Source organism: Streptomyces sp. NPDC087859 (genome assembly GCF_044742595.1).
Classification (GTDB): domain Bacteria; phylum Actinomycetota; class Actinomycetes; order Streptomycetales; family Streptomycetaceae; genus Streptomyces; species Streptomyces canus_F.
This window is the reverse complement of record NZ_JBIUUU010000024.1, coordinates 84424-108340: the sequence shown is the minus strand read 5'-3', so window position 1 is coordinate 108340 and position 23917 is coordinate 84424. Positions and strand designations below refer to the sequence as shown.

The 23917-nt window shown below is 70.3% G+C and carries 20 protein-coding genes; 7 read left to right on the top strand and 13 right to left on the bottom strand.

Features of this window, described 5'->3' with window-relative positions:
* The first annotated feature begins 47 nt into the window (after window positions 1-47).
* Window positions 48-497 (top strand): PPOX class F420-dependent oxidoreductase, encoded by a 450-nt coding sequence (locus ACIOHP_RS42760; protein ID WP_401896055.1) that lies wholly within the window; start codon window positions 48-50, stop codon window positions 495-497.
* A 449-nt stretch (window positions 498-946) separates the two neighbouring features.
* The gene (locus ACIOHP_RS42755; protein WP_401896053.1) at window positions 947-1357 is read left to right on the top strand and encodes a VOC family protein; all 411 of its coding nucleotides are present in this window, start codon (window positions 947-949) and stop codon (window positions 1355-1357) included.
* Window positions 1358-1669: 312 nt separating this feature from the next.
* Here ACIOHP_RS42755 and ACIOHP_RS42750 read toward each other — a convergent pair whose 3' ends face one another.
* Together ACIOHP_RS42750 and ACIOHP_RS42745 are read right to left on the bottom strand one after the other, a co-directional pair.
* Complete coding sequence (locus ACIOHP_RS42750) at window positions 1670-4057, bottom strand: ATP-binding cassette domain-containing protein (protein ID WP_401896050.1); 2388 nt, start codon at window positions 4055-4057, stop codon at window positions 1670-1672.
* A 99-nt stretch (window positions 4058-4156) separates the two neighbouring features.
* Window positions 4157-4564 carry a VOC family protein gene (locus ACIOHP_RS42745; RefSeq protein WP_361543662.1) on the bottom strand — a complete coding sequence of 136 codons (408 nt, stop codon included), beginning with the start codon at window positions 4562-4564 and terminating at the stop codon, window positions 4157-4159.
* A 110-nt stretch (window positions 4565-4674) separates the two neighbouring features.
* On the opposite strand from ACIOHP_RS42745, the gene ACIOHP_RS42740 reads away from it, so the two are divergent.
* The gene (locus ACIOHP_RS42740; protein WP_401896048.1) at window positions 4675-5016 is read left to right on the top strand and encodes a VOC family protein; all 342 of its coding nucleotides are present in this window, start codon (window positions 4675-4677) and stop codon (window positions 5014-5016) included.
* Between the two features lie 68 nt (window positions 5017-5084).
* Here the strand turns inward: ACIOHP_RS42740 and ACIOHP_RS42735 are convergent, their stop codons facing one another.
* Entirely contained in the window at window positions 5085-6425 is a 1341-nt protein-coding gene (locus ACIOHP_RS42735; protein WP_361543657.1) for an MFS transporter, read from the bottom strand.
* Window positions 6426-6622: 197 nt separating this feature from the next.
* On the bottom strand, window positions 6623-7288 hold the full coding sequence (locus ACIOHP_RS42730; protein ID WP_361543654.1) for a TetR/AcrR family transcriptional regulator: 666 nt from the start codon (window positions 7286-7288) through the stop codon (window positions 6623-6625).
* Window positions 7289-7434: 146 nt separating this feature from the next.
* On the opposite strand from ACIOHP_RS42730, the gene ACIOHP_RS42725 reads away from it, so the two are divergent.
* Both ACIOHP_RS42725 and ACIOHP_RS42720 read left to right on the top strand, forming a co-directional pair.
* Entirely contained in the window at window positions 7435-8313 is an 879-nt protein-coding gene (locus ACIOHP_RS42725; protein ID WP_401896045.1) for a shikimate dehydrogenase, read from the top strand.
* 117 nt (window positions 8314-8430) lie between these two features.
* Window positions 8431-10224, top strand: a complete 1794-nt coding sequence (locus ACIOHP_RS42720; RefSeq protein WP_401896043.1) for a bifunctional sugar phosphate isomerase/epimerase/4-hydroxyphenylpyruvate dioxygenase family protein — start codon at window positions 8431-8433, stop codon at window positions 10222-10224.
* 74 nt (window positions 10225-10298) lie between these two features.
* Here the strand turns inward: ACIOHP_RS42720 and ACIOHP_RS42715 are convergent, their stop codons facing one another.
* From ACIOHP_RS42715 to tkt, 7 genes are read right to left on the bottom strand one after another with little or no spacing between them, the layout of a single operon-like run.
* A complete protein-coding gene (locus ACIOHP_RS42715) occupies window positions 10299-10886 on the bottom strand; it encodes a histidine phosphatase family protein (RefSeq protein WP_401896041.1) in 588 nt (195 codons plus the stop codon).
* Window positions 10887-10892: 6 nt separating this feature from the next.
* A complete protein-coding gene (gnd, locus tag ACIOHP_RS42710) occupies window positions 10893-11771 on the bottom strand; it encodes a phosphogluconate dehydrogenase (NAD(+)-dependent, decarboxylating) (protein ID WP_327722668.1) in 879 nt (292 codons plus the stop codon).
* A gap of 10 nt (window positions 11772-11781) precedes the next feature.
* The gene (gene pgi / locus ACIOHP_RS42705) at window positions 11782-13428 is read right to left on the bottom strand and encodes a glucose-6-phosphate isomerase (protein ID WP_401896039.1); all 1647 of its coding nucleotides are present in this window, start codon (window positions 13426-13428) and stop codon (window positions 11782-11784) included.
* Window positions 13428-14354, bottom strand: coding sequence for a glucose-6-phosphate dehydrogenase assembly protein OpcA (gene opcA / locus ACIOHP_RS42700; RefSeq protein WP_401896037.1), 927 nt, complete (start codon window positions 14352-14354; stop codon window positions 13428-13430). The genes pgi and opcA overlap by 1 nt, the downstream gene beginning before the upstream one ends.
* Window positions 14351-15946, bottom strand: a complete 1596-nt coding sequence (gene zwf / locus ACIOHP_RS42695) for a glucose-6-phosphate dehydrogenase (protein WP_401896034.1) — start codon at window positions 15944-15946, stop codon at window positions 14351-14353. Before zwf ends, opcA begins: the two co-directional genes overlap by 4 nt.
* Complete coding sequence (gene tal / locus ACIOHP_RS42690) at window positions 15943-17088, bottom strand: transaldolase (RefSeq protein WP_401896032.1); 1146 nt, start codon at window positions 17086-17088, stop codon at window positions 15943-15945. The genes zwf and tal overlap by 4 nt, the downstream gene beginning before the upstream one ends.
* A 19-nt stretch (window positions 17089-17107) precedes the next feature.
* Window positions 17108-19183, bottom strand: a complete 2076-nt coding sequence (tkt, locus tag ACIOHP_RS42685; protein ID WP_401896030.1) for a transketolase — start codon at window positions 19181-19183, stop codon at window positions 17108-17110.
* A gap of 146 nt (window positions 19184-19329) precedes the next feature.
* Between tkt and ACIOHP_RS42680 the strand changes: the two genes are divergently transcribed.
* Window positions 19330-20235: a helix-turn-helix domain-containing protein gene (locus ACIOHP_RS42680; RefSeq protein ID WP_401896028.1), complete on the top strand. Its 906-nt coding sequence runs from the start codon at window positions 19330-19332 to the stop codon at window positions 20233-20235.
* Between the two features lie 39 nt (window positions 20236-20274).
* Here ACIOHP_RS42680 and ACIOHP_RS42675 read toward each other — a convergent pair whose 3' ends face one another.
* Window positions 20275-21660: a glycoside hydrolase family 16 protein gene (locus ACIOHP_RS42675; RefSeq protein ID WP_401896026.1), complete on the bottom strand. Its 1386-nt coding sequence runs from the start codon at window positions 21658-21660 to the stop codon at window positions 20275-20277.
* A 249-nt stretch (window positions 21661-21909) separates the two neighbouring features.
* On the opposite strand from ACIOHP_RS42675, the gene ACIOHP_RS42670 reads away from it, so the two are divergent.
* Window positions 21910-22659, top strand: a complete 750-nt coding sequence (locus tag ACIOHP_RS42670; RefSeq protein WP_361543621.1) for a helix-turn-helix transcriptional regulator — start codon at window positions 21910-21912, stop codon at window positions 22657-22659.
* Window positions 22660-22665: 6 nt separating this feature from the next.
* Here the strand turns inward: ACIOHP_RS42670 and ACIOHP_RS42665 are convergent, their stop codons facing one another.
* Window positions 22666-23901: an Ig-like domain-containing protein gene (locus ACIOHP_RS42665; RefSeq protein WP_401896024.1), complete on the bottom strand. Its 1236-nt coding sequence runs from the start codon at window positions 23899-23901 to the stop codon at window positions 22666-22668.
* Window positions 23902-23917: the final 16 nt, after the last annotated feature.

Below are 23917 nucleotides of genomic sequence, written 5' to 3'. Positions count from 1 at the left end.
CCTCCTGTCCGGGAATGCGCGCACCCCGCGTGCCGGTTGATCCAGGCATGACTCAGGACGCGACGCAGAACGCATTGCTAGGGCTGCTCTCCGAGGGCCACGGCGGGGTGCTGGTCACCCTCAAGCGCGACGGCCGGCCCCAGCTGTCGAACGTCAGCCACGCCTACTACCCCGACGAGCGGATCATCCGGGTCTCGATCACGGACGACCGCGCCAAGACCCGCAACCTGCGCCGCGATCCGAGGGCGTCCTACCACGTGACCGCCGCGGACCGGTGGGCGTACACGGTCGCCGAGGGGACGGCCGAGCTCACGCCGGTGGCGCAGGAGCCGTACGACGAGACCGTCGAGGAACTCGTCCGGCTGTACCGCGACGTCCTGGGCGAGCACCCCGACTGGGACGACTACCGGGCCGCGATGGTCCGCGACCGGCGGCTGGTGCTGCGGCTGAAGGTGGAACGGGCGTACGGGATCCCCGCGGGGGCCAACCGGGGCTGAGGCACTGGGCGTCGCGGCCGGGCCGGGATCCTGGCGGCGACGCCGTTCCCTCTCGCGCGGCGACGTACATCACCGCGAGGGCCGTCCGCCGGCCCAGTTCCGCCGATATACGTCCCCGGTGGGCGCCCCACCCGCACGCCGGTCATGGCGACCGCGACGGCCCGGTCCTGGAGCCGGGCCCGACCGGGTCGGCATCTCCGCGCGTACCGGCCGCCCCTGAATCCGGCCGGTACGCGCGGAGCCCTCCCCCCGGACCGGCTGCGCGCGACGAGCGCCTGTTCTTTTCTGCTCGTTGCGGCCGATGTTCTTGCCGAAAACGTCAACTGTCAACGGGGTGGAGCGGTTCGCGTGGTCCTAGGACCCGGGGCGCAGGGCGGACGACCGATGGTTTCGCGATCAAGCGCTGCCTAGGCTGGCCGAGGAGACGCCACGCTCAGGAAGAGGTCACCATGCCGGTCCACGGCCGCAGTCACATCCGTATCGCCCGCCCGTCCCGCGACCTCGCCGCCGCGGAGCGTTTCTGGGCCGACGGGCTCGGTCTGACCGTCGTGTGGCGGGCCGAGGGCGGCGCCGAACCGGGTCACCACGACCTGCTCATGCTCGGCTGGCCCGACGCCGCCTGGCACCTCGAACTCGTCCACGAGCCGGCCCACCCCGTCGAACCCCGGCCCACGGAGGAGGACCTCCTGGTCGTCTACGTCGACGGTCCCGTGCCGCAGGACCTGGTCGCCCGACTCGAACAACACGGCGGCAAGCGGGTCTCCTCGCCCAACCCCTACTGGAACGAGTGGGGCGTGACGATCGAGGACCCGGACGGATACCGGCTGGTGCTGTGCGAGCGGGCGTGGTCCAACTCGTAGTGCGGCAGACCCGGCTGGGCGAAGGACGGCGGGGTCACTCGGCCGGGGGTCCGGCGTGGCCCGGGCCCGACCCGGCTCAGGCCCCGGGCCGCCTTGCCGTCGGGTGTCCCGGCTCGGGGGGCGCGCTGCCTCGGCTCGCGCGGCGTCGGTCCGACTAGTGGTCTCACTGTGTCGACTTGCGCGACCACCCGCCCGACTCGCCTGTGGACCAGTCCCGTTCGCGGGCGTCCGCGCCTCGGTTCGACGCGGGGACGCCCGACGGGAATCGGGCCGATCCGACGTGCGGCCGTCCGGCCCGGCTCCCCGCCCCGTTCAGGCCCCGACGTACTCCGCCAGGTGCTGGCCCGTGAGCGTGGAGCGGTCCGCGATCAGCTCCGTCGGGGTGCCCTCGAAGACGATCCGGCCGCCGTCGTGGCCGGCGCCGGGGCCGAGGTCGATGATCCAGTCGGCGTGCGCCATGACCGCCTGGTGATGCTCGATGACGATGACCGACTTCCCGGAGTCCACCAGCCGGTCCAGCAGGCCCAACAGCTGCTCCACATCCGCGAGATGGAGCCCGGTCGTCGGCTCGTCGAGCACGTAGACCCCGCCCTTCTCGCCCATGTGGGTGGCCAGCTTCAGCCGCTGCCGCTCACCGCCCGACAGTGTCGTCAGCGGCTGTCCGAGGGTGAGATAGCCCAGCCCGACGTCCGCGAGCCGCTCCAGGATCTTGTGCGCGGCCGGCGTACGCGCCTCGCCCGCGCCGAAGAACTCCTCCGCCTCGGACACCGGCATCGCGAGCACCTCGCTGATGTCACGGCCTCCGAGGTGGTATTCGAGGACCGCCGCTTGGAACCGCTTGCCCTCGCACTCCTCGCACGTGGAGGCCACCCCGGCCATCATCGCCAGGTCGGTGTAGACGACGCCCGCGCCGTTGCAGGTCGGGCAGGCGCCCTCGGAGTTGGCGCTGAACAGGGCCGGCTTCACGCCGTTGGCCTTGGCGAACGCCTTGCGGATCGGCTCCAGCAGGCCGGTGTAGGTCGCCGGGTTGCTGCGCCGCGAGCCGCGGATCCCCGTCTGGTCGACCGTGATCACACCGTCCTGCCCGGACACCGAGCCATGGATCAGCGAGCTCTTGCCGGAACCGGCGACCCCGGTGACGACGACCAGCGCGCCCAGCGGGATGTCGACGTCGACGTCCTGGAGGTTGTTCGTGCCTGCGCCGCGCACCTCCAGCACCCCTGACGGCTCGCGCACCGCGGACTTCAGCGAGGCCCGGTCGTCCAGGTGCCGTCCGGTGAGCGTGTCGCTGGAGCGCAGCCCCTCGACGGTGCCCTCGAAGACCACCTCGCCGCCTGCGGTGCCGGCGCGCGGGCCGAGGTCCACGACATGGTCGGCGATCTCGATCGCCTCCGGCTTGTGCTCCACGACCAGCACGGTGTTGCCCTTGTCGCGCAGTTGCAGCAGCAGTTCGTTCATCCGGCGGATGTCGTGCGGGTGCAGCCCGATCGTCGGCTCGTCGAAGACGTACGTCACATCGGTGAGCGAGGACCCGAGGTGGCGGATCATCTTGGTGCGCTGCGCCTCGCCGCCGGAGAGGGTGCCCGAGGGGCGGTCGAGACTGAGGTAGCCGAGCCCGATCTCGACGAACGAGTCCAGCGAGTGCCCCAGCGCTGCCAGCAGCGGCGCCACCGACGGCTCCTTCAGGTCCCGGACCCAGTCGGCCAGATCGTCGATCTGCATCGCGCAGACGTCGGCGATGTTCCTGCCCTTGATCTTCGAGGCCAGGGCCTCCGCGCTGAGCCGGGTGCCGTCGCACTCGGGACAGGTCTGGAACGTCACCGCCCGCTCCACGAAGGCACGGATGTGCGGCTGGAGGGCGTCGACGTCCTTGGAGAGGAAGGACTTCTGGATCTTCGGGATCAGTCCTTCGTACGTGAGGTTGATGCCCTCGACCTTGATCTTGGTCGGCTCCTTGTGGAGCAGGTCGTGCATCTCGCGCTTGGTGAACCTGCGGATCGGCTTGTCCGGGTCGAAGAGGCCGCAGCCCCGGTAGATACGGCCGTACCAGCCGTCCATGCTGTAGCCGGGGATCGTCAGCGCGCCCTCGTTGAGCGAGAGGCTGTCGTCGTACAGCGCCGTCAGGTCGAAGTCGCTGACCGAGCCCATGCCCTCGCAGCGCGGACACATGCCGCCGAGCCGGTGGAACGTGGCCTTCTCCGCCTTGGTCTTGCCACCGCGCTCCACGGTGATCGCACCGCTCGCCGACACCGACGGCACGTTGAACGAGTACGCGTTGGGCGGGCCGATGTGCGGTGTGCCGAGCCGGCTGAAGAGGATGCGCAGCATCGCGTTGACGTCGGTCACGGTGCCGACGGTCGAGCGGGCGTTGGCCCCCATCCGCTCCTGGTCGACGATGATCGCCGTCGTCAGTCCGTCCAGTACGTCGACCTCGGGCCGCGCCAGCGTCGGCATGAAGCCCTGTACGAAGGCGCTGTACGTCTCGTTGATCAGCCGCTGCGACTCCGCGGCGATCGTGTCGAACACCAGCGAGCTCTTGCCCGACCCGGAGACACCGGTGAACACCGTCAGCCTGCGTTTGGGGATCTCGATGCTGACGTCCTTGAGATTGTTCTCGCGCGCGCCGTGCACGCGGATCAGATCGTGGCTGTCGGCGGGGTGCGACGCGGTCGGCTGCGGGGTCGTCCTCTTGGTGGCCATGCTGACTGTTCTCCATCGTTCGGCTCGATCTCACCGGCTCCGAGCATTAGGACTGATTTCCCTGCGGGAACAAAGCGTTCCGCGTCGTTTCGCGCCTGGTCAGTTCCGTTCCTGGATACGGACCAGATTGCCCGCGGGGTCACGGAAGGCGCAGTCACGCACGCCCCACGGCTGCTTGATCGGCTCCTGGACCACATCGGCCCGTGCCTGAAGCCGGTCGAACACGGCGTCGAGGTCGCCGGTGGCCAGCACGATGCCCGCGTAGGTGCCCTTGTCCATCATCCCGAAGATCGCGCGGCGCTCGTCCTCGGTGACATCGGGGTCGATGCCCGGCGGATGCAGTACGACCGAGGTGCCGGGCTGACCGACGGGACCGACCGTGATCCAGCGCATCGAGCCCTTGCCGACATCGCCGCGCACCTCGAAGCCGAGGAGATCCCGGTAGAAGGCCAGCGCGGCGTCCGGGTCGTCCTGCGGGAGGAAGCTCGCGTGAAGGGTGAGGTCCATGGACTTCACGCTAGGCGCGTCCCCGGGGCGGGTGCTTCTCGAAAACTGACGGGGCCGTGGCGCAGGCGGCGGTGCTTGCCCACCGGGCCCCGCCTCATTAGCCTCCGCGCGTGATCAATGGGACACATGTGGTGATTCACAGCCGTGACGCCGAGGCGGACCGTGACTTCCTGCGGGAGGTGCTGGGCTGGTCCCACGTCGACGCCGGGCACGGCTGGCTGATCTTCAAGGCACCTCCGACGGAGGTCGCCTGCCATCCCACGCGGGGTGCGGCGGCGTACGAGCTGATGCTGATGTGCGACGACATCGAGGCCACGACCGCGGAACTCGAGAACAAGGGCGTCGGGTTCAGCCGCCCGCTCCAGGAGGCCTCCTGGGGACGGGTGACCGGCTTCCGGCTTCCGGGCGGCGCCGAGGTCGGCCTGTACGAGCCGCGTCATCCGCGGGCCTAGGCGGGCGAAAGCCCGGGTCCCCGGAGCCGTCACGGCGTCCGGGGACCCGGGAGTCCTGCGAGCGGAGGTCAGGCGGTCACGGTCTCTCGCTCCGCCGCCGGCTTCGGCGTGCGCTCGCCGAGCTGCTGCGTGGGGATGCTGTGGGTCTCGCGGGCCGTGAGGGCGGCGATGACCGGCGGGACGCACAGCGCGGCGGTGAAGAACGCGACCGCCGACCAGTCGCTGCCGTCCGGGCCGGCGATCTGCGCGGCGAAGGTGACCGCGAACCCGGCCACGGCGAAGCCGATCTGGGTGCCGATCGCCATGCCCGACAGCCGGACGCGGGTCGAGAACATCTCGCCGTAGAAGGCGGGCCACACCCCGTTCGCGGCGCTGTAGACGACACCGAAGGTGACGATGCCCAGCACCAGGGTCAGCGGGTAGTTGCCCGTGGAGATCGCCCAGAGGTACACGAACATCATGACCGCGCTGCCCGCGGCGCCGATCAGGAAGACCGGGCGGCGGCCGATACGGTCCGAGAGCGTGGCCCACACCGGGATCGCGCCGAGGGCGACCAGGTTGGCCAGCGCGCCCACCCACAGCATCGAGGAGCGGCTCATCCCGACCGAGTCGCTGGTGGCGTACGCCAGCGCCCAGACCGTGAAGATCGTCGAGACCGAGGCGATCAGCGCACCCGCGATCACCCGCAGGACGTCCGCCCAGTGGTTGCGGGCCAGGAACGCGAGCGGCATCTTCACGACGCCCTCGGAGGCGGTCTGCTGCTCGAAGGCCGGGGTCTCCTCCAGCTTGCGGCGGATGACGTAGCCGACGACGGCGACCGCGATGCTCAGGAAGAACGGTATCCGCCAGCCCCAGGACAGCAGCTGGTCCTCGGGGAGCGCGGCGATCGGGATGAAGGCCAGCGTGGCGAGGAGCTGGCCGCCCTGGGTGCCGCTGAGGGTGAAGCTGGTGAAGAAGCCGCGCCGGTTCGGCGGCGCGTGTTCGAGCGTCATGGAGTTGGCGCTCGCCTGCTCGCCGGCGGCGGAGATGCCCTGCAGGACACGGCACAGCACCAGCAGGACCGGTGCGAGCGTGCCGACCTGGTCGCGGGTGGGCAGACAGCCGATGAGGAAGGTCGACAGACCCATCAGGATCAGCGTGAAGACCATGATCTTCTTACGGCCGACCTTGTCACCGAAGTGGCCCAGGAAGAGCGCGCCGATCGGCCGGGCGGCGTACGCCACACCGAAGGTGGCCAGCGACAGCAGGGTCGCGGTGGCCGGGTCGGACTTGTCGAAGAAGATCTCCGGGAAGATCAGCGCGGCCGCGCTGCCGTAGATGAAGAAGTCGTAGTACTCCAGCGCGCTGCCGATCCAAGCGGCAGTGGCCGCCTTTTTCGGCTGCCCGACGGCGTCGGCGGGGACGGACACGAGTGTGCTCCTTCGAGGGAACTCCAACGTATGCGGAGTGAGCGGCGGGGGAGAAGTGCCTGAGCCCTGGGGTGCTGGGTCGGCCGCGCTGGGTCCTCGGGGCTGCGGTTAATTAACCCACTAGGTAGTTAGTAGCGCTTGGGTAGGGATGTTGCGCTCGCGTTTCCCACGTGTCAAGAGGCCCTGCCGAAGGATCTTCAGTCGGCGATGCGCTCCGCCGTCAGGTAGGCGATCACCATGTCGCCCAGCATGTTCCGGTAGTGCTCGCGCTGTGCGGGGGCGATGAGGTCGCGGCCGAACAGGGCGCCGAAGGTGTGCCGGTTGGCGACCCGGAAGAAGCAGAAGGAGCTGATCATCGCGTGCAGGTCGACGGCGTCCACGTCGGCCGTGAACAGGCCGGACTTCTGGCCCGACTCCAGGATCCGGCGGATCACGTCCAGGGCGGGCGAGCCGATCTTGCCGAGCTTCTCGGAGGCGGCGATGTGCTCGGCCTCGTGGATGTTCTCGATGCTGACCAGGCGGATGAAGTCGGGGTGCTGCTCATGGTGGTCGAAGGTGACCTCGGCGAGCTTGCGGATGGCCGCGACCGGGTCCAGGTGCTCGACGTCCAGCTCCTGCTCGGCCTCCCGGATCACGCCGTACGCCCGCTCCAGGACGGCCGTGAACAGCTGCTCCTTGCCGCCGAAGTAGTAGTAGATCATCCGCTTCGTGGTGCTGGTGAGGGCGGCGATGTCGTCGACCCGGGCCCCCGCGAAACCGACCCGGGCGAACTCGCGGGTCGCGACGTCCAGGATCTCGGCCTTGGTGCGCGCGGCGTCACGGGTGCGCCCGTTGGGTCGTGCCGGTTCTTCCACGCTGGTCATCGGGTTCCTTCGGGTGGCGGCCAGTGCCGCGATTCTAGAAGCCCGCTCGCCCCGCGCGGCGGGCCAGGGCTTCCCAAGCGTGCTTTCCGGGTGCTATGACTAACTCACTAGTTCGTACATTAGTGAGCCGCTCAGGAGGTCCGCCCGTGGCCAAGGACTCGTATCTCGTCGGACTGATCGGTGCGGGCATCGGCCCCTCGCTCAGCCCCGCCCTGCACGAGCGGGAGGCCGACCGCCAGGGTCTGCGCTATCTGTACCGGCTCATCGACATCGACGTCCTCGGCGTCGGCCCGGAAGCGGTCGGCGATCTGCTGCGGTCCGCCCGGGACACGGGCTTCGACGGGCTCAACATCACCCACCCCTGCAAGCAGCTGGTCATCGAGCACCTCGACGCGCTCTCCCCGCAGGCCGAGGCGCTCGGCGCGGTCAACACCGTCGTCTTCGAGGACGGCCGGGCCATCGGCCACAACACCGACGTGACCGGTTTCGCCGCCTCCTTCGCCCGTGGCCTGCCCGACGTGCCGCTGGAGAAGGTCGTCCAGCTGGGCGCGGGCGGCGCGGGAGCGGCCGTCGCGCACGCCACGCTCACCCTCGGCGCGGAGCGGGTCACGGTCGTGGACGCGCTGGCCGACCGGGCCGCCGGCCTCGCCGCCTCCCTGAACCGCCACTTCGGCGAAGGCCGGGCCGCCCACGCGACCCCGGACCGGCTCCCGGAACTGCTCGCGAGCGCCGACGGAATCGTTCATGCCACCCCCACCGGCATGGCCGCCCACCCCGGCCTCCCCTTCGCCGCCGAACTCCTGCACCCCGGCCTGTGGGTCGCCGAGGTCGTCTACCGCCCCCTCGAGACCGAACTCCTGCGCACCGCCCGCGCGGTTGGCTGCGCCACTCTGGACGGGGGCGGGATGGCGGTGTTCCAGGCCGTGGACGCGTTCCGTCTGTTCACCGGGCGTGAGCCCGACAGAGTTCGCATGCTGGCCGACATCGCGGAGATGGCCGGGGTCGTCGAGAGCTCGGCGGGCTAGATCGTATCGATGCTGCGGGCCGTCAATGGCTGGTCGCGCCCCGCGGCGGAGCCGCATATGTACACAGCCCCGCGCCCCTGACGGGGCGCTGGACCGCAGGTCGAAGGAGCTTGTCCCATGCGTACGTCCATCGCCACCGTCTCGCTCAGCGGGTCCCTCACCGAGAAGCTCACGGCCGCCGCCCGGGCCGGCTTCGACGGCGTGGAGATCTTCGAGAACGACCTCCTGGCCAGCCCCCTCACCCCCGAGGAGATCCGCGCCCGCTGCGCCGACCTCGGTCTGGGCATCGACCTCTACCAGCCGATGCGGGACATGGAGGCGGTGCCCGAGGAGCAGTTCGCGAGCAACCTGCGCCGGGCCCGGCACAAGTTCGAGCTGATGGGCCGGCTCGGCACCGACACGGTCCTCGTCTGCTCCAGCGTCCACCCCCTCGCCGTGGACGACGACGCCCTCGCCGCCGAACAGCTGAGCCGACTGGCCGACCTGGCCCGGGAGTTCGGCATCAAGGTCGCCTACGAGGCACTGGCGTGGGGCCGGCATGTGAGCACCTACGACCACGCCTGGCAGATCGTCCGCGCGGCCGACCACCCGGCGCTCGGCACCTGCCTGGACAGCTTCCACATCCTCTCGCGGGGCTCCGAACCCAAGAGCCTCGAAGCCATCGCGGACATCCCCGGCGAGAAGATCTTCTTCCTCCAGCTCGCCGACGCCCCACTGCTCGCGATGGACGTCCTGCAGTGGAGCCGCCACTACCGCTGCTTCCCCGGGCAGGGTGGATTCGATGTGGCGGATCTTGTACGCCGTGTATTGCATACCGGCTACGACGGTCCGCTCTCCCTCGAAGTCTTCAACGACGTCTACCGACAGGCCGACGCCGGACCGACGGCCGTGGACGCGCACCGCTCGCTGCTGGCGCTCCAGGAGGCGGTCGGCGTCGCACCCCTGCCCGAGCCCGTCGTCCCCACCGGCGTCGCCTTCGCCGAGCTGGTCACACCCGATGCCGGGCCGGTCACGGCGGTGCTCGGCGCGCTGGGCTTCGCCCGCACCGCGCGCCACCGCAGCAAGCCGGTGGACCTGTGGCAGCAGGGCGAGGCCCGACTGCTCCTGAACACCGGCCCGGCCGGCCGCCGCGACGGCACGGGCCTCGCCGCGATCGGCCTGGAGTCCCCGGACCCGACGGGTGCGGCCCGGCGCGCCGAGTCCCTGCTGGCCCCGGTCCTGCCCCGCCGCCGCGCCGCGGAGGACGCCCCGCTGGACGCCGTCGCGGCGCCCGACGGCACGGAACTCTTCTTCTGCGCGACCGGCCGTCCCGAACTGCCCAACTGGCGGGCCGACTTCGAGGACGTGCCGCACGAGGCCGGGGCGGCGGGCGTGCGGCGCATCGACCATCTGGCCCTCGTCCAGCCCTGGCACCAGTTCGACGAGGCGGCGCTGTTCCACCGCAGTGTGCTCGGGCTGCACGCGCAGGAGAGCGTGGACGTCGCCGACCCGTACGGCCTGATGCGCAGCCGGGCGGTGACCAACCCGGACGGCAGCGTCCGGATCGCGCTGAGTGTCGGCGCGGCACCCACGGACGACACGGTGCACGCCCAGCACATCGCGTTCGCCACCGACGACGTGGTCACGGCGGTCCGCCGCTTCCGGGACGCGGGCGGCCGCGTCCTGCCGATCCCCGCGAACTACTACGACGACCTCGCCGCCCGCTTCGCGTTCGCCGACGGCGAGCTGGAGACGTACCGCGAGCTCGGCATCCTCTACGACCGGGACGCGTACGGCGAGTTCCGCCACTGCTACACCCGCACGGTCGGCCGGGTCTTCTTCGAACTCGTCCAGCGCGACGGCTACCGCGGTTACGGTGCCCAGAACGCCCCCGTGCGGCTGGCCGCACAGCACGGCGTCACGGGCGGCTGACCGCCCGGACCGGGCGTGGGCGAGCGCCTGTGGGACCGCCCTCCGGGCCAGGGCCCGGAGGGCGGGTCAGGCCTCTACGGCCGGGTGTTCCACTCGGCGATGACCGGTCGGCCGTGTTCCGTGGACAGCCGGCTGACCGTGCCCGTCGCCAGCTGGAAGAGCCGTCCGTCGGCGGGCACCAGACCCAGCCGGCGAGCCGTCAGCACCCGCAGGAAGTGGGCGTGCGCCACGAGGACCACGTCCCCGTCCGGGAGCGCCGCGTCCACCCGGGCCAGCACCCGGTCGGCGCGTGCCCCGACCTCGGCGGGCGACTCACCGGGGTGACCCTCGGGGCCGGGCGGCACGCCGTCGGTCCACAGGTACCAGTCGGGCCGGGTCCGGTGGATGTCGACGGTGGTGACGCCTTCGTAGCCGCCGTAGTCCCACTCATGGAGGTCGTCATAGGGCGACACCCCTGACAGACCGGCGAGTTCGGCGGTGCGTATCGCACGGCCCAGCGGACTGCTGAGCACGGAGGCGAAGGCCCGTCCGGAGAGAAGCGGAGCGAGGGCCTTGGCCTGTTCCTCACCGTGCCCGGTGAGGGGCAGGTCGGTCCAGCTGGTGTGCTGGCCCGACACGCTCCACTCCGTCTCTCCGTGGCGGACCAGCAGAAGATCCCCCACGGTGCGCTACTCCTTCGACTCGACGGCGTGGCCGCCGAACTGGTTGCGCAGCGCCGCGATCATCTTCATCTGCGGCGAGTCGTCCTGACGGGACGCGAACCGCGCGAACAGGGAGGCCGTGATCGCGGGCAGCGGTACCGCGTTGTCGATGGCCGCCTCGACGGTCCACCGGCCCTCGCCGGAGTCCTCCGCGTAACCGCGCAGCTTGTCCAGGTGCTCGTCCTCGCCCAGGGCGTTGACCGCCAGGTCCAGCAGCCAGGAACGGATGACCGTGCCCTCCTGCCAGGACCGGAAGACCTCGCGCACGTCGGTGACGGAGTCGACCTTCTCCAGGAGCTCCCAGCCCTCGGCGTAGGCCTGCATCATCGCGTACTCGATGCCGTTGTGGACCATCTTCGCGAAGTGCCCGGCGCCCACCTTGCCCGCGTGGACGAAGCCGAAGTCGCCTTCGGGCTTGAGCGCGTCGAAGACCGGCTGCACCTTCGCGACGTGCTCGGCGTCGCCGCCGACCATGAGGGCGTAGCCGTTCGTCAGACCCCACACACCGCCCGAGACACCGGCGTCGACGAAGCCGATGCCCTTGGCCGCGAGCTCCTCGGCGTGCTTCTCGTCGTCCGTCCAGCGGGAGTTGCCGCCGTCGACGACCGTGTCGCCGGGGGAGAGGAGGTCGCCGAGCTCGTCGACGACGGACTGGGTCGGGCCGCCGGCCGGCACCATCACCCAGACCACGCGGGGGGCTTCGAGCTTCTCGACGAGTTCGGCGAGGCTCGCCACGTCGGAGACCTCGGGGTTGCGGTCGTAGCCGATGACGGTGTGTCCTGCGCGGCGGACCCGCTCGCGCATGTTGCCGCCCATCTTGCCGAGGCCGATGAGGCCGAGCTGCATCGACGTCATGTCAGCGCACTTCCTTCAGTTCACGGTATGCGGCCACGAGGGCGGCGGTTGACGCGTCGAGGCCGGGTACCTCGGCGCCTTCGGTGAGGGCGGGCTCGACCCGCCTGGCGAGCACCTTGCCCAGCTCGACACCCCACTGGTCGAAGGAGTCGATGTTCCAGACGGCGCCCTGGACGAACACCTTGTGCTCGTACAGGGCGATCAGCTGACCGAGGACCGACGGGGTCAGTTCCTTCGCCAGGATCGTCGTGGTGGGGTGGTTGCCCTTGAACGTCTTGTGGGTGACCAGTTCCTCGGGGACACCCTCGGCACGCACCTCGTCCGGTGTCTTGCCGAACGCCAGCGCCTGCCCCTGCGCGAACAGGTTGGCCATCAACAGGTCGTGCTGCGCCTTGAGTTCGTCGCTCAGCTCGGCCACGGGCCGGGCGAAGCCGATGAAGTCCGCCGGGATCAGCTTGGTGCCCTGGTGGATCAACTGGTAGTACGCGTGCTGCCCGTTGGTGCCGGGCGTGCCCCACACCACCGGTCCGGTCTGCCAGTCGACGGGCCGGCCGTCGCGCTGCACCGACTTGCCGTTGGACTCCATGTCGAGCTGCTGGAGGTACGCCGTGAACTTCGACAGGTAGTGGCTGTACGGCAGTACCGCGTGCGACTGGGCGCCCAGGAAGTTGCCGTACCAGATGCCCAACAGGCCCAGGAGCAGCGGGGCGTTGGCCTCGGCGGGGGCGGTGCGGAAGTGCTCGTCGACGATACGGAAGCCGTCGAGCATCTCCCGGAAGCGGTCCGGACCGATGGCGATCATCAGCGAGAGGCCGATCGCGGAGTCGTACGAGTAGCGGCCGCCGACCCAGTCCCAGAACTCGAACATGTTGTCCGGGTCGATCCCGAACTCGGTGACCTTGCCGCCGTTCGTCGACAGCGCCACGAAGTGCCGGGCGACCGCCTTCTCGTCGCCGCCGAGGCCGTCGAGCAGCCAGGAGCGGGCCGAGGTGGCGTTGGTGATCGTCTCGATGGTGGTGAACGTCTTGGACGCGACGATGAACAGCGTCTCCGCCGGGTCCAGGTCGCGGGTGGCCTCGTGGAGGTCGGAGCCGTCGACGTTGGAGACGAACCGGAGGGTGAGCGAGCGGTCCGTGAACGCGCGCAGCGCCTCGTACGCCATCGCCGGGCCCAGGTCGGAGCCGCCGATGCCGATGTTGACGACATTGCGGATACGGCGGCCCGTGTGGCCGGTCCACTCGCCGGAGCGGACCCGGTTCGCGAAGTCGCCCATCTTGTCGAGCACGGCGTGCACCTGCGGCACGACGTTCTCGCCGTCGACCTCGACGACCGCGTCGGCCGGGGCGCGCAGCGCGGTGTGCAGGACGGCCCGGTCCTCGGTGAGGTTGATCCTCTCGCCGCGGAACATGGCGTCACGCAGGCCGAACACGTCGGTGGCGGTGGCCAGTTCCTGGAGCAGGGCCAGCGTCTCGTCCGTGATCAGGTGCTTGGAGTAGTCGATGCGCAGATCGCCGACGCGCATCACGTACCGCTCCGCGCGTCCCGGGTCCGTCGCGAACAACTCCCGCAGCTGCGAGAGCCCCTCGGCGCGGTGGTCCTCCAGGGCGGTCCACTCGGGCCGCCGGGTGAGGTTCGGGGTGTCGGACATCAGCCGTTCTCCTTGGTGGCCTCGCCCCGCAGGGCGACGGCGTACATCTCGTCCGCGTCGAGGCGCCGCAGCTCCTCGGCGATCAGTTCGGAGGTGGTGCGGACCTTCAGCGCGAGGGTGCGCGAGGGCTGGCCGGGCAGCGACAGCGTGGCCAGCGGGCCCTCGGGGCGGTCGATGACGATCTCGCCGTTCGCGGTGCCCAGCCGGACGGCCGTGACGACCGGACCGTCGGTGACCACGCGGTTGACGCTGACGCCGAGGCGGGCCTCCAGCCAGCGGGCCAGCAGCTCGGCGGCCGGGTTCTCCTCCTCGGCCTCCACGGCCGCGGAGGTGATTTTCGCGCGGGCCTGGTCGAGGGCGGCGGCCAGCATCGAACGCCACGGTGTGAGCCGGGTCCAGGCGAGGTCGGTGTCGCCGGGCGAGTAGGAACGGACCCGGGCCTTCAGTACGTCCAGGGGGTTCTCCACGGCGTACAGGTCGGTGATCCTGCGCTGCGCCAGGGCGCCCAGCGGGTCCTTCGCCGGGTTGTCCGGGGCCTCCACCGGCCACCACACCACGACCGGCGCGTCCGGCAGCAGCAGCGGCAGCACGACGGAGTCGGCGTGGTCGGAGACCTCGCCGTAGGTCCGCAGGATCACGGTCTCGCCGGTGCCGGCGTCGGCGCCCACCCGGACCTCGGCGTCGAGGCGCGAGCTGGTGCGGTCGCGCGGGGTGCGGGCGTGCCGCTTGATGACGACCAGGGTGCGCGAGGGGTGCTCGTGCGAGGCCTCCTCGGCCGCCTTGATCGAGTCGTAGGCGTTTTCCTCGTCCGTGACGATGACCATCGTCAGGACCATGCCCACGGCAGGGGTGCCGATGGCGCGCCGCCCCTGCACCAGCGCCTTGTTGATCTTGCTTGCCGTGGTGTCGGTCAGGTCGATCTTCATGGCCTGCGCCAGCTCCGTCCGTCTCGTGCGAGCATCTCGTCGGCTTCCTTCGGACCCCAGCTGCCCGACGCGTACTGCGCCGGCTTGCCGTGCCGTGCCCAGTACGCCTCGATCGGGTCGAGGATCTTCCAGGACTCTTCCACTTCCTGGTGACGGGGGAACAGGTTGGCGTCGCCCAGGAGGACATCCAGGATGAGTCGCTCGTACGCCTCCGGGCTGGACTCGGTGAACGACTCGCCGTAGGCGAAGTCCATCGAGACGTCCCGGATCTCCATCGAGGTGCCCGGCACCTTGGAGCCGAACCGCACCGTCATGCCCTCGTCCGGCTGGACGCGGATGACGATGGCGTTCTGCCCGAGCTCCTCGGTGGCCGTGGAGTCGAAGGGGGAGTGCGGGGCGCGCTTGAAGACGACCGCGATCTCGGTGACCCGGCGGCCCAGGCGCTTGCCGGTGCGCAGATAGAACGGGATGCCCGCCCAGCGCCGGTTGTCGACCTCCAGCTTGATGGCCGCGTACGTGTCCGTCTTGGACTGGGGGTCGATGCCCTCCTCCTGGAGGTACCCGGGCACCTTCGCGCCGCCCTGCCAGCCCTCCGCGTACTGCGCCAGCACGGTGTGCTCGCCGATCTTCTCCGGCAGCCGCACCGACTTCAGCACCTTGAGCTTCTCGGTGAGCAGCGACTCGGCGTCGAAGGCGATCGGCTCCTCCATGGCGGTGAGGGCCATGAGCTGGAGGAGGTGGTTCTGGATGACGTCACGGGCGGCGCCGATGCCGTCGTAGTAGCCGGCGCGGCCCCCGATGCCGATGTCCTCGGCCATCGTGATCTGCACGTGGTCCACGTACGACCGGTTCCAGACGGGTTCGTACATCTGGTTGGCGAAGCGGAGCGCCAGGATGTTCTGGACGGTCTCCTTGCCGAGGTAGTGGTCGATCCGGAACACCTGCTCCGGGTCGAACACGTCGTGCACGAGCGCGTTGAGATCCCGCGCGCTGGCCAGGTCGCTGCCGAACGGCTTCTCGATCACCGCGCGCCGCCAGGAGCCCTCAGGGGCCTTGGCCAGTCCGTGCTTCTTCAGCTGCCGGACGACCTTCGGGAAGAACTTCGGCGGTACGGAGAGATAGAAGGCGTAGTTGCCGCTGGTGCCCCGGGAGGCATCCAACTCGTCGACCGCGGACCGCAGTTGCTTGAAGGCGGTGTCGTCGTCGAAGTCACCGGGGATGAACCGCATGCCCTCGGCGAGCTGCTGCCAGACCTCCTCACGGAACTCCGTCCGCGCGTGCTCGCGCACCGAGTCGTGCACGACCTGCGCGAAGTCCTGGTCCTCCCAGTCCCGCCGGGCGAACCCGACGAGCGAGAAGCCCGGCGGCAGCATGCCGCGGTTGGCCAGGTCGTAGACGGCCGGCATCAGCTTCTTGCGGGACAGGTCACCGGTGACACCGAAGATGACGAGCCCGGACGGACCGGCGATGCGGGGCAGGCGCCGGTCGCCGGCGTCGCGCAGCGGGTTCACCCAGTCGAAGGCCTCGTCCGCCACGACGGTGTTGCCGGTCGTGACGGCCTCGACGATCTCGTCGGCGGGGGTCTCGCTCATTCCGCGTCCACCCCCTTGCTGTCCAGCGACTTGGTGACGGTGGCCAGCAGGTCGTTCCAGGCCGCTTCGAACTTGGCGACGCCCTCGTCCTCCAGCTGCTGCACGACCTCGTCGTACGAGATCCCGAGAGCCTCCACGGCGGCCAGGTCGGCGCGTGCCTGGGCGTAGCCGCCGGTGACGGTGTCGCCGGTGATCCGGCCGTGGTCGGCGGTGGCGTTCAGCGTCGCCTCCGGCATCGTGTTGACGGTGCCGGGCGCGACCAGCTCGTCGACGTACAGAGTGTCCTTGTACGCCGGGTCCTTCACACCGGTCGAGGCCCACAGCGGGCGCTGCCTGTTGGCCCTGGCGCCCGCGAGGGCGGTGAAGCGCTCACCGTCGAAGACCTCCTCGTACGCCTCGTAGGCGAGCCGTGCGTTGGCGAGCGCGGCCCTGCCCTTGAGGGCGAGGGCCTCGTCCGTGCCCAGGACGGTGAGCCGCTTGTCGATCTCGGAGTCGACGCGGGAGACGAAGAAGGAGGCGACGGAGTGGATGGTGGAGAGGTCGACGCCGTTCGCGGCGGCCTTCTCCAGACCGGCCAGGTAGGCGTCCATGACCTCGCGGTAGCGCTCCAGCGAGAAGATCAGCGTGACGTTGACGCTGATGCCGAGGCCGATGACCTCGGTGATCGCGGGGAGGCCGGCCTTCGTCGCCGGGATCTTGATCATGGCGCCCGGACGGTCGACGAGCCAGGCGAGCTGCTTGGCCTCGGCGACGGTCGCCGGCGTGTTGTGGGCGAGGCGGGGGTCGACCTCGATGGAGACCCGGCCGTCGCGACCGTTCGACGCCGTGTACACGGAAGCCAGGATGTCGGCGGCGGCACGCACATCGGCCGTCGTCATCATCCGGACGGCCTCCTCGACCGTGACGCCCCGCAGCGCGAGGTCGGTCAGCTGCTCCTCGTACCCCTCGCCGGAGCCGATGGCGGCCTGGAAGATGGACGGGTTGGTGGTGACACCCACGACGTTCTTGTTCTCGACGAGTCCGGCGAGGTTCCCGGACTCGATCCGCCGCCGTGACAGGTCGTCCAGCCAGATGGAGACGCCCTCGTCGGACAGGCGCTTGAGTGCTCCCGCGGTCGCGGTTGCTTCGGTCACAGTGATCATCTTCTTTCTGGCGATCGGATCAACCGCGCGCGGCGGCGAGGGATTCCTTGGCTGCTGCGGCGACGTTCTCGGCGGTGAAGCCGAACTCGGCGAAGAGGGTCCTGGCGTCGGCGGAGGCGCCGAAGTGCTCGAGGGAGACGATGCGTCCGGCGTCGCCGACGTACCGGTACCAGGTCAGCCCGATCCCGGCCTCGACCGCGACACGCGCCTTCACGGCCGGGGGCAGCACGCTCTCGCGGTACGCGCGGGGCTGCTCCTCGAACCACTCCACGGACGGCATCGACACCACGCGGGTGCCGAGCCCCTCGGCCTCCAGCAGCTCCCGGGCGGCCACGGCGAGCTGCACCTCGGAGCCGGTGGCGATCAGCACGACGTCCACGGCTGCGGACGAGGAGTCCTTCAGCACATACCCGCCCTTCGCCGCGTCGGGGTTCACGGGATACGTCGGCACACCCTGACGCGTGAGCGCGAGACCGTGCGGGGCCGGGCTGGTGGCGTGCCTCTTCAGGATCTCGGCCCAGGCCACGGCCGTCTCGTTGGCGTCCGCCGGGCGGACGACGTTCAGGCCCGGGATGGCCCGCAGCGACGCGAGGTGCTCGACCGGCTGGTGGGTGGGACCGTCCTCGCCGAGACCGATGGAGTCGTGCGTCCACACGTACGTGACGGGCAGCTGCATCAGCGCGGCCATCCGGACGGCGTTGCGCATGTAGTCGGAGAACACCAGGAAGGTGCCGCCGTAGATCCGCGTGTTGCCGTGCAGCGCGATGCCGTTCATCTCGGCGGCCATCGAGAACTCGCGGATGCCGAAGTGGACCGTACGGCCGTACGGGTTCGCCTCGGGCAGCGGGTTGCCCTCGGGGAGGAAGGAGGAGCTCTTGTCGATGGTGGTGTTGTTCGAGCCGGCCAGGTCGGCGGAGCCGCCCCACAGCTCGGGCAGGACCCCGCCGAGGGACTGGAGGACCTTGCCGGAGGCGGCGCGGGTGGCGACGGCCTTGCCCTCTTCGAAGACCGGGACCGAGGACTCCCAGCCCTCGGGGAGCTGGCCGGCGACCACGCGGTCGAAGAGCTCGGCCCGCTCCGGCTGGGCGCCGCGCCACTCGTCGAGCTGCTTGTCCCAGGCCGCGTGCGCCTCGGCACCCCGGTCCAGGGCCCGGCGGCTGTGGGCGAGGACCTCGTCGCCGACCTCGAAGGCGCGCGACGGGTCGAAGCCGAGGAGGCGCTTGGTGGCCGCGATCTCGTCGTCGCCGAGGGCGGAGCCGTGGGAGGCCTCGGTGTTCCGCGCGTTCGGGGCGGGCCAGGCGATGATCGTGCGCATCGCGATGATGGAGGGCCGCCCGGTCTCGCCCTGGGCGGCCTTGAGCGCCGCGTGGAGGGCGGGTACGTCGATGTCGCCGTCGGCGGCGGGCTCGATGCGCTGGGTGTGCCAGCCGTAGGCCTCGTAGCGCTTCAGGACGTCCTCGGAGAAGGCGGTCGCGGTGTCGCCCTCGATGGAGATGTGGTTGTCGTCGTAGAGGAAGACCAGGTTGCCGAGCTTCTGGTGGCCCGCGAGGGAGGAGGCCTCGGCGGAGACGCCCTCCTCCAGGTCGCCGTCGGAGACGATCGCCCAGATGGTGTGGTCGAAGGGGGACTCGCCCTGCGAAGCCTCGGGGTCGAACAGGCCGCGCTCGTAGCGGGCGGCCATGGCCATGCCCACGGCGTTGGCGGCGCCCTGCCCGAGCGGCCCGGTGGTGGTCTCGACGCCGGCGGTGTGCCCGTACTCGGGGTGGCCGGGCGTCTTGGAGCCCTGGGTCCGGAACGCCTTCAGGTCGTCGAGCCCGACCTCGTACCCGGCCAGGTAGAGCTGGGTGTAGAGGGTGAGCGAGGTGTGGCCGGGGGACAGGACGAACCGGTCACGGCCGGTCCACTCCGGGTCCGCCGGGTCGTGACGCATCACCTTCTGAAAGAGCGTGTACGCGGCCGGGGCCAGGCTCATCGCGGTGCCCGGGTGTCCGTTCCCGACCTTCTGCACGGCATCGGCCGCCAGCAGGCGGGCGGTGTCGACGGCACGCCGGTCGAGTTCGGTCCATTCGAAGCTGTCCGGTGTCTGCGTGCTCATCTTCAAGAAGTCCTCGGTTGGAGCGGGGGAGCTGCTCTGACGCGTTCAAATCTAAAAGTCTGACTTTTACGGGGGAAGGTCGAGGTGTGTCAGCCTGTGGTGAAAGTGGGACACGGACGGCTTGAGCAAGGCGGCACGAGTAGGATATGGCGGACAGACCCATCCAAGGCGGAGACGGCGACGGCGGTGTGAACGGGATCAGAACCTTCCCCTTTCCCATCGAGCTCAGCGTCGGCGGCGTCGGCATGCAGGTCGGCCCGATGGGTCCGCACCGCACCTGGCACGCGGACGCCCCGCTGCACCGCGTCCACCGGATCGACTTCCATGTCGTGATGCTCTTCGACAAGGGCCCGGTCCGCCACATGATCGACTTCGCGGAGTACGAGGCGTACGCCGGCGACGTGCTCTGGATCCGCCCGGGCCAGGTCCACCGCTTCTCCAAGGCCAGCGGGTACCGCGGAACCGTCCTCACCATGCAACCGGGCTTTCTGCCGCGGGCGACGGTGGAGGCGACCGGGCTGTACCGCTACGACCTGCCGCCGTTGCTGCACCCCGACACGGCGCAACTGGCGGGGCTGGGGGCGGCGCTGGCGCAGCTGCGGCGCGAGTACAAGGACACGGCGACCCTCCCCCTGAGCCTGCACACGGCCGTGCTCCGCCACTCCCTGACGGCCTTCCTGCTGCGCCTGGCCCATCTGGCGGCGAGCTCGCAGGAGGCGGCACAGGGGCAGTCGGACACGACCTTCACGCTGTTCCGGGACGCGGTGGAGAAGGACTTCGCGACGAACCACAGCGTCAGCGCGTACGCCGACGCCCTCGGCTACTCCCGCCGCACCCTGGTCCGCGCGGTGCGCGCCGCGACCGGGGAGACGCCCAAGGGGTTCATCGACAAGCGGGTCGTCCTGGAGGCGAAACGGCTTCTCGCGCACACCGACCTGCCGATCGGGCGGGTGGGCGCGGCGGTGGGGTTCCCGGACGCGGCGAACTTCTCGAAGTTCTTCCAGCTGCACGCGGGGCAGACACCGGTGGGGTTCCGGGCGGAACTGCGATGAGGGGCCCCGACCCGCGGAGCCCCTCACCCAAGTGATGCGTCAGTGACCGAAGGTGAACCAGTTCACGTTGGCGAAGTCCGACGGCTGCCCGCTCGTGAAGGTCAGATAGACGTCGTGCGTGCCCGTCACCGGGCTGATGTTCGCCGGCACGGTCCGCCAGGTCTGCCAACCGCCCGTGCCCGCCAGCGAGAAGCTCCCGACCGGCGCGTTGCTCCGGCTGTCCAGACGGACCTCGACCAGCCCGCTCACGCCCGAGGCCGCACCGCTGGCGACCCGGGCGACGAACTGGGTGGCCGCCGTGGAGCCGAAGTTGACGTTCTGGTAGAGCGCCCAGTCGCCGTTGGCGAGGTAGCCGATGTTCTGGCCGCCGCCGGTGTCGGTGGTGGTCTCGGTGCTCACACCGCTCTGGCTGTTGTACGACTCGGCCTGGATGGCCGAGTAGGCGTCACGCGAGCCCGTCGGAGGCGGCGTGGTGCCGCTCCCGGCGGCCGACAGCACCTGGACGTAGTCGACGGTCATCGGTACGCCGGACTGGGTGCCGCTGTCCAGGCCGCCGCCGAACGCGTCCGGGAAGGCGCCGCCCATCGCCACGTTGAGGATGATGAAGAAGCCGTGGTTGGTGGCGTTGGACCAGGTCGTCGCGTCCACCTGGCTCGCGTTGACGGAGTGGAACTGGGTGCCGTCCACGAGGAAGCGGATGGTCTCCGGAGTGACCGAGCGGTCCCATTCCATCGTGTAGGTGTGGAACGCCGACTGGCAGGTCGAGCCCGGACACGGGGTGTTGTTGCCGATGCCCGTCGTCTCGTTGCACGGGCCGCCGGGGTTGGTGCCGCAGTGCATCGTGGCCCACACGCGGTTCATGCCCTGGACGTTCTCCATGATGTCCAGCTCGCCGACGCTCGGCCAGTTCTGGTAGTTGCCCCGGTAGGGCGCGCCCAGCATCCAGAACGCCGGCCAGTACCCCTCGGCCGCCGTGCCGGTGACGTTGGGCATCTGGATGCGTGCCTCGACGCGCAGCTTCCCGCCGGACGGGGGCTGGAAGTCGGTGCGGTTGGTCTCGATGCGGCCGGACGTCCAGTTGCCGGCCGCGTTACGGAGCGGGGTGATGCGCAGGTTGCCGTTGCCGTCGAGTGAGACGTTGGACGTGCTGTTCGTCATCGTCTCGACCTCGCCGGTACCCCAGTTGGCGGGGCCGCCCGGGTAGCCGGTGCCGGTCGCGTACTGCCAGTTGGAGGTGTTGACGCCGGTGCCCGCGGCGCCGTTGAAGTCGTCGACGAAGACCTGCGTCCAACCCGTGGGCGGCGTGGGCGCGTTGGCGTTCGCGGGCAGGGTCGCGGCCGTGGCGAGGGCCGCCGCGAGACCGAACGTGGAGAGTACGGCGATCAGGGCGCGCCGGCGTCTGGATGGTCCGGAGGGTGCACTCATGGGGTGTGCCTCTCGGGTACGGGGTGGGATGCGCGGGTGACTCGACAGCGCGCTCGGAACCGCCTGAGAGCGCTCTCAAAGTGGGCCCAATGTGCTCTCGGCCACTGCGGCCGTCAAGAGGTGTAACCGTGAAAGTCCTTCGAGGGCGGGGGAGTTCACCCCATGAAGCCGCGAATGTGCCGCGAGGCCGGCTCGCCGGGGCGCGGGCGGGCGTACCGTCGGACCTGGCCCCGAAGAAGTGGGGGAGCCATGAGCCGGCATTCCGTCACCGCACGCCATCTGAGGCTGATGCTCGACGTCGTGGACGAGGCACGGCACGACGTATCCGACGAGTTCCCGCCACCGTCCCTCCTCAGGGGGCTGGGGCGACTGGTCTCCTGCGACCTGGCCGAGTTCAGCGAGGTCGACCTCCCCACCCGCCGGGGGCTGGGCTACCAGGCGGTGCAGTACGGCGGCCCCTACCCGGAGTGGGACGACGAGGTGTGGTGGCTGTGGAAGCACCAGCACCCGCACTGCGCGGACGTGGAGCGCCGCCACGGGCACATGGAGGTCGCCCAGTTGACGGACTACATGCCGACCCGGGAGTTCCGTGACACGGCGCTCTACACCGACTACATGCGGCCCTTCGCCACCATGATGGTCGTCGCCCTGCCGACGGCGCCGGGACGCATCCGCATGTACTCCGTCTCCCGTGATCGCGACCGCCCGTTCAGCGACCGCGACCGGCTGACCCTCCAGCTCCTGCGTCCGCACATCGACGCCGTCCACCGCGAGGCGGCCCGCCGGCGACGCGAGCCGGTGCGGCTCACCCCGCGCGAACTCGACGTCCTGCGGGCCGTGGCCAACGGGTGGGGGACCGAGGACATCGCGGGGCAGTTCGTGGTGGCGCCGAGCACGATCCGCAAGCACCTGGAGAACATCTTCCGCAAGCTGGACGTCTCCAGCCGCACCGCGGCCGTCGCCCGTGTCTTCCCGGAACCCGAGGTGCCCCCGCCCTGACCGGCCCTACAGCGCGCTGCCCGCCTTCCAGTCCTCCCAGGACAGGTTCCAGCCGTTGAGTCCGTTGGCCGGATCCACGGTCTGCTCGCCGGAGTTCCTCACGATCACGACGTCGCCGAGCATCGAGCTCTCGTAGAACCTGTAGCCCGCGACCGAGTTGTCGTCCGCGCCCTTCGCGTCACGCAGGCCGACACAGCCGTGGCTGGTGTTCCGGCTGCCGAACACCGAGGCGGACGCCCAGTAGTTGCCGTGGACGAAGGTGCCGGAGGTGGTGAGGCGCTGGGCGTGCGGGACGTCGGAGATGTCGTACTCGTCGCCGAGCCCGACCGTGGAGGACTCCATCCGGGTCTCCTTGAACCGCTCGCTGATCACCATGATCCCGGACCAGGTGGTGTGGTCGGCGTCGCCGCCGGAGACGGGGTAGGTGGCGTACGTCGCGCCGTCCCGCTTCACCACCATCTCCTTGGCGGCCAGGTCGACCGTGCTGATCTGCTCACGGCCGATGTGGAAGGTGACGTCCTTCGACTGCGTACCGTATACACCATCCTGTCCCTGGACGTCCTTCAACCGCAGGCCGAGGGTGATCGTCGTGCCGGCCGCCCAGTACGTCCGCGGCCGGAAGTCGAGCCGGGTGTCGCCGAACCAGTGGCCGACCACCTCAACCGCTGGCTCCGCCGTCACCGTGATCGCCTTCTCCACGGCGGCCTTGTCGGACACGGCGTGCGTGAAGTTGACCGACACGGGCATGCCCACGCCGGAGGTCGAGTCCGCCTCGGGCGTGAAGTAGCCGACGAAGGTCTCGCCCGGGGACCTGGTGGTGAAGGTCGCGGTCCGTGCGTCGCCGCCCTCGGCCTGCGCGGTGACCGTGTACTTGGTTCCCGAGTACGGGTTCCGCGTCGACGTCCACCTGGTCTTCGCGTCGTTGTACGTCCCGGCCAGCGCGGAGCCGTCGTTGCCGGTGACCTCGACGGAGGCGAGCGTGCCGTCGGTGACGGTGACCTCGACGGGGTCGCCGAACCCGGCCTTCCTGGTGTCGTCCGCCGGGCTCACCGAGACGACCGGCTTCTTCGTCGCGGCGGCCTTCGCCGACGCCGACGGCTTCGCTTCCTCCGAGGCGTCCGCCGATCCGCCGCACCCGGTCAGCACCGCGGCCGGGACCACGCCCAGCACGGTGAGCACCCCGCGCCGCGACCACCTCTCCAAGGGCTGGTCGGACCGGTTCGATATGTGCGAGACGCCCACGGCAGGCCTTCCTGAG

What these genes read in the sequence shown, in the direction of transcription:
- ACIOHP_RS42755 (WP_401896053.1), top strand. Translation starts at nt 947, where the DNA reads ATGCCGGTCCACGGCCGCAGTCACATCCGTATCGCCCGCCCGTCCCGC.
- ACIOHP_RS42750 (WP_401896050.1), bottom strand. Translation starts at nt 4,057, where the DNA reads ATGGCCACCAAGAGGACGACCCCGCAGCCGACCGCGTCGCACCCCGCC.
- pgi (WP_401896039.1), bottom strand. Translation starts at nt 13,428, where the DNA reads ATGTCCGACACCCCGAACCTCACCCGGCGGCCCGAGTGGACCGCCCTG.
- ACIOHP_RS42760 (WP_401896055.1), top strand. Translation starts at nt 48, where the DNA reads ATGACTCAGGACGCGACGCAGAACGCATTGCTAGGGCTGCTCTCCGAG.
- ACIOHP_RS42720 (WP_401896043.1), top strand. Translation starts at nt 8,431, where the DNA reads ATGCGTACGTCCATCGCCACCGTCTCGCTCAGCGGGTCCCTCACCGAG.
- ACIOHP_RS42745 (WP_361543662.1), bottom strand. Translation starts at nt 4,564, where the DNA reads ATGGACCTCACCCTTCACGCGAGCTTCCTCCCGCAGGACGACCCGGAC.
- ACIOHP_RS42730 (WP_361543654.1), bottom strand. Translation starts at nt 7,288, where the DNA reads ATGACCAGCGTGGAAGAACCGGCACGACCCAACGGGCGCACCCGTGAC.
- ACIOHP_RS42675 (WP_401896026.1), bottom strand. Translation starts at nt 21,660, where the DNA reads ATGAGTGCACCCTCCGGACCATCCAGACGCCGGCGCGCCCTGATCGCC.
- tal (WP_401896032.1), bottom strand. Translation starts at nt 17,088, where the DNA reads ATGATCACTGTGACCGAAGCAACCGCGACCGCGGGAGCACTCAAGCGC.
- ACIOHP_RS42680 (WP_401896028.1), top strand. Translation starts at nt 19,330, where the DNA reads ATGGCGGACAGACCCATCCAAGGCGGAGACGGCGACGGCGGTGTGAAC.
- gnd (WP_327722668.1), bottom strand. Translation starts at nt 11,771, where the DNA reads ATGCAGCTCGGCCTCATCGGCCTCGGCAAGATGGGCGGCAACATGCGC.
- tkt (WP_401896030.1), bottom strand. Translation starts at nt 19,183, where the DNA reads ATGAGCACGCAGACACCGGACAGCTTCGAATGGACCGAACTCGACCGG.
- opcA (WP_401896037.1), bottom strand. Translation starts at nt 14,354, where the DNA reads ATGAAGATCGACCTGACCGACACCACGGCAAGCAAGATCAACAAGGCG.
- zwf (WP_401896034.1), bottom strand. Translation starts at nt 15,946, where the DNA reads ATGAGCGAGACCCCCGCCGACGAGATCGTCGAGGCCGTCACGACCGGC.
- ACIOHP_RS42670 (WP_361543621.1), top strand. Translation starts at nt 21,910, where the DNA reads ATGAGCCGGCATTCCGTCACCGCACGCCATCTGAGGCTGATGCTCGAC.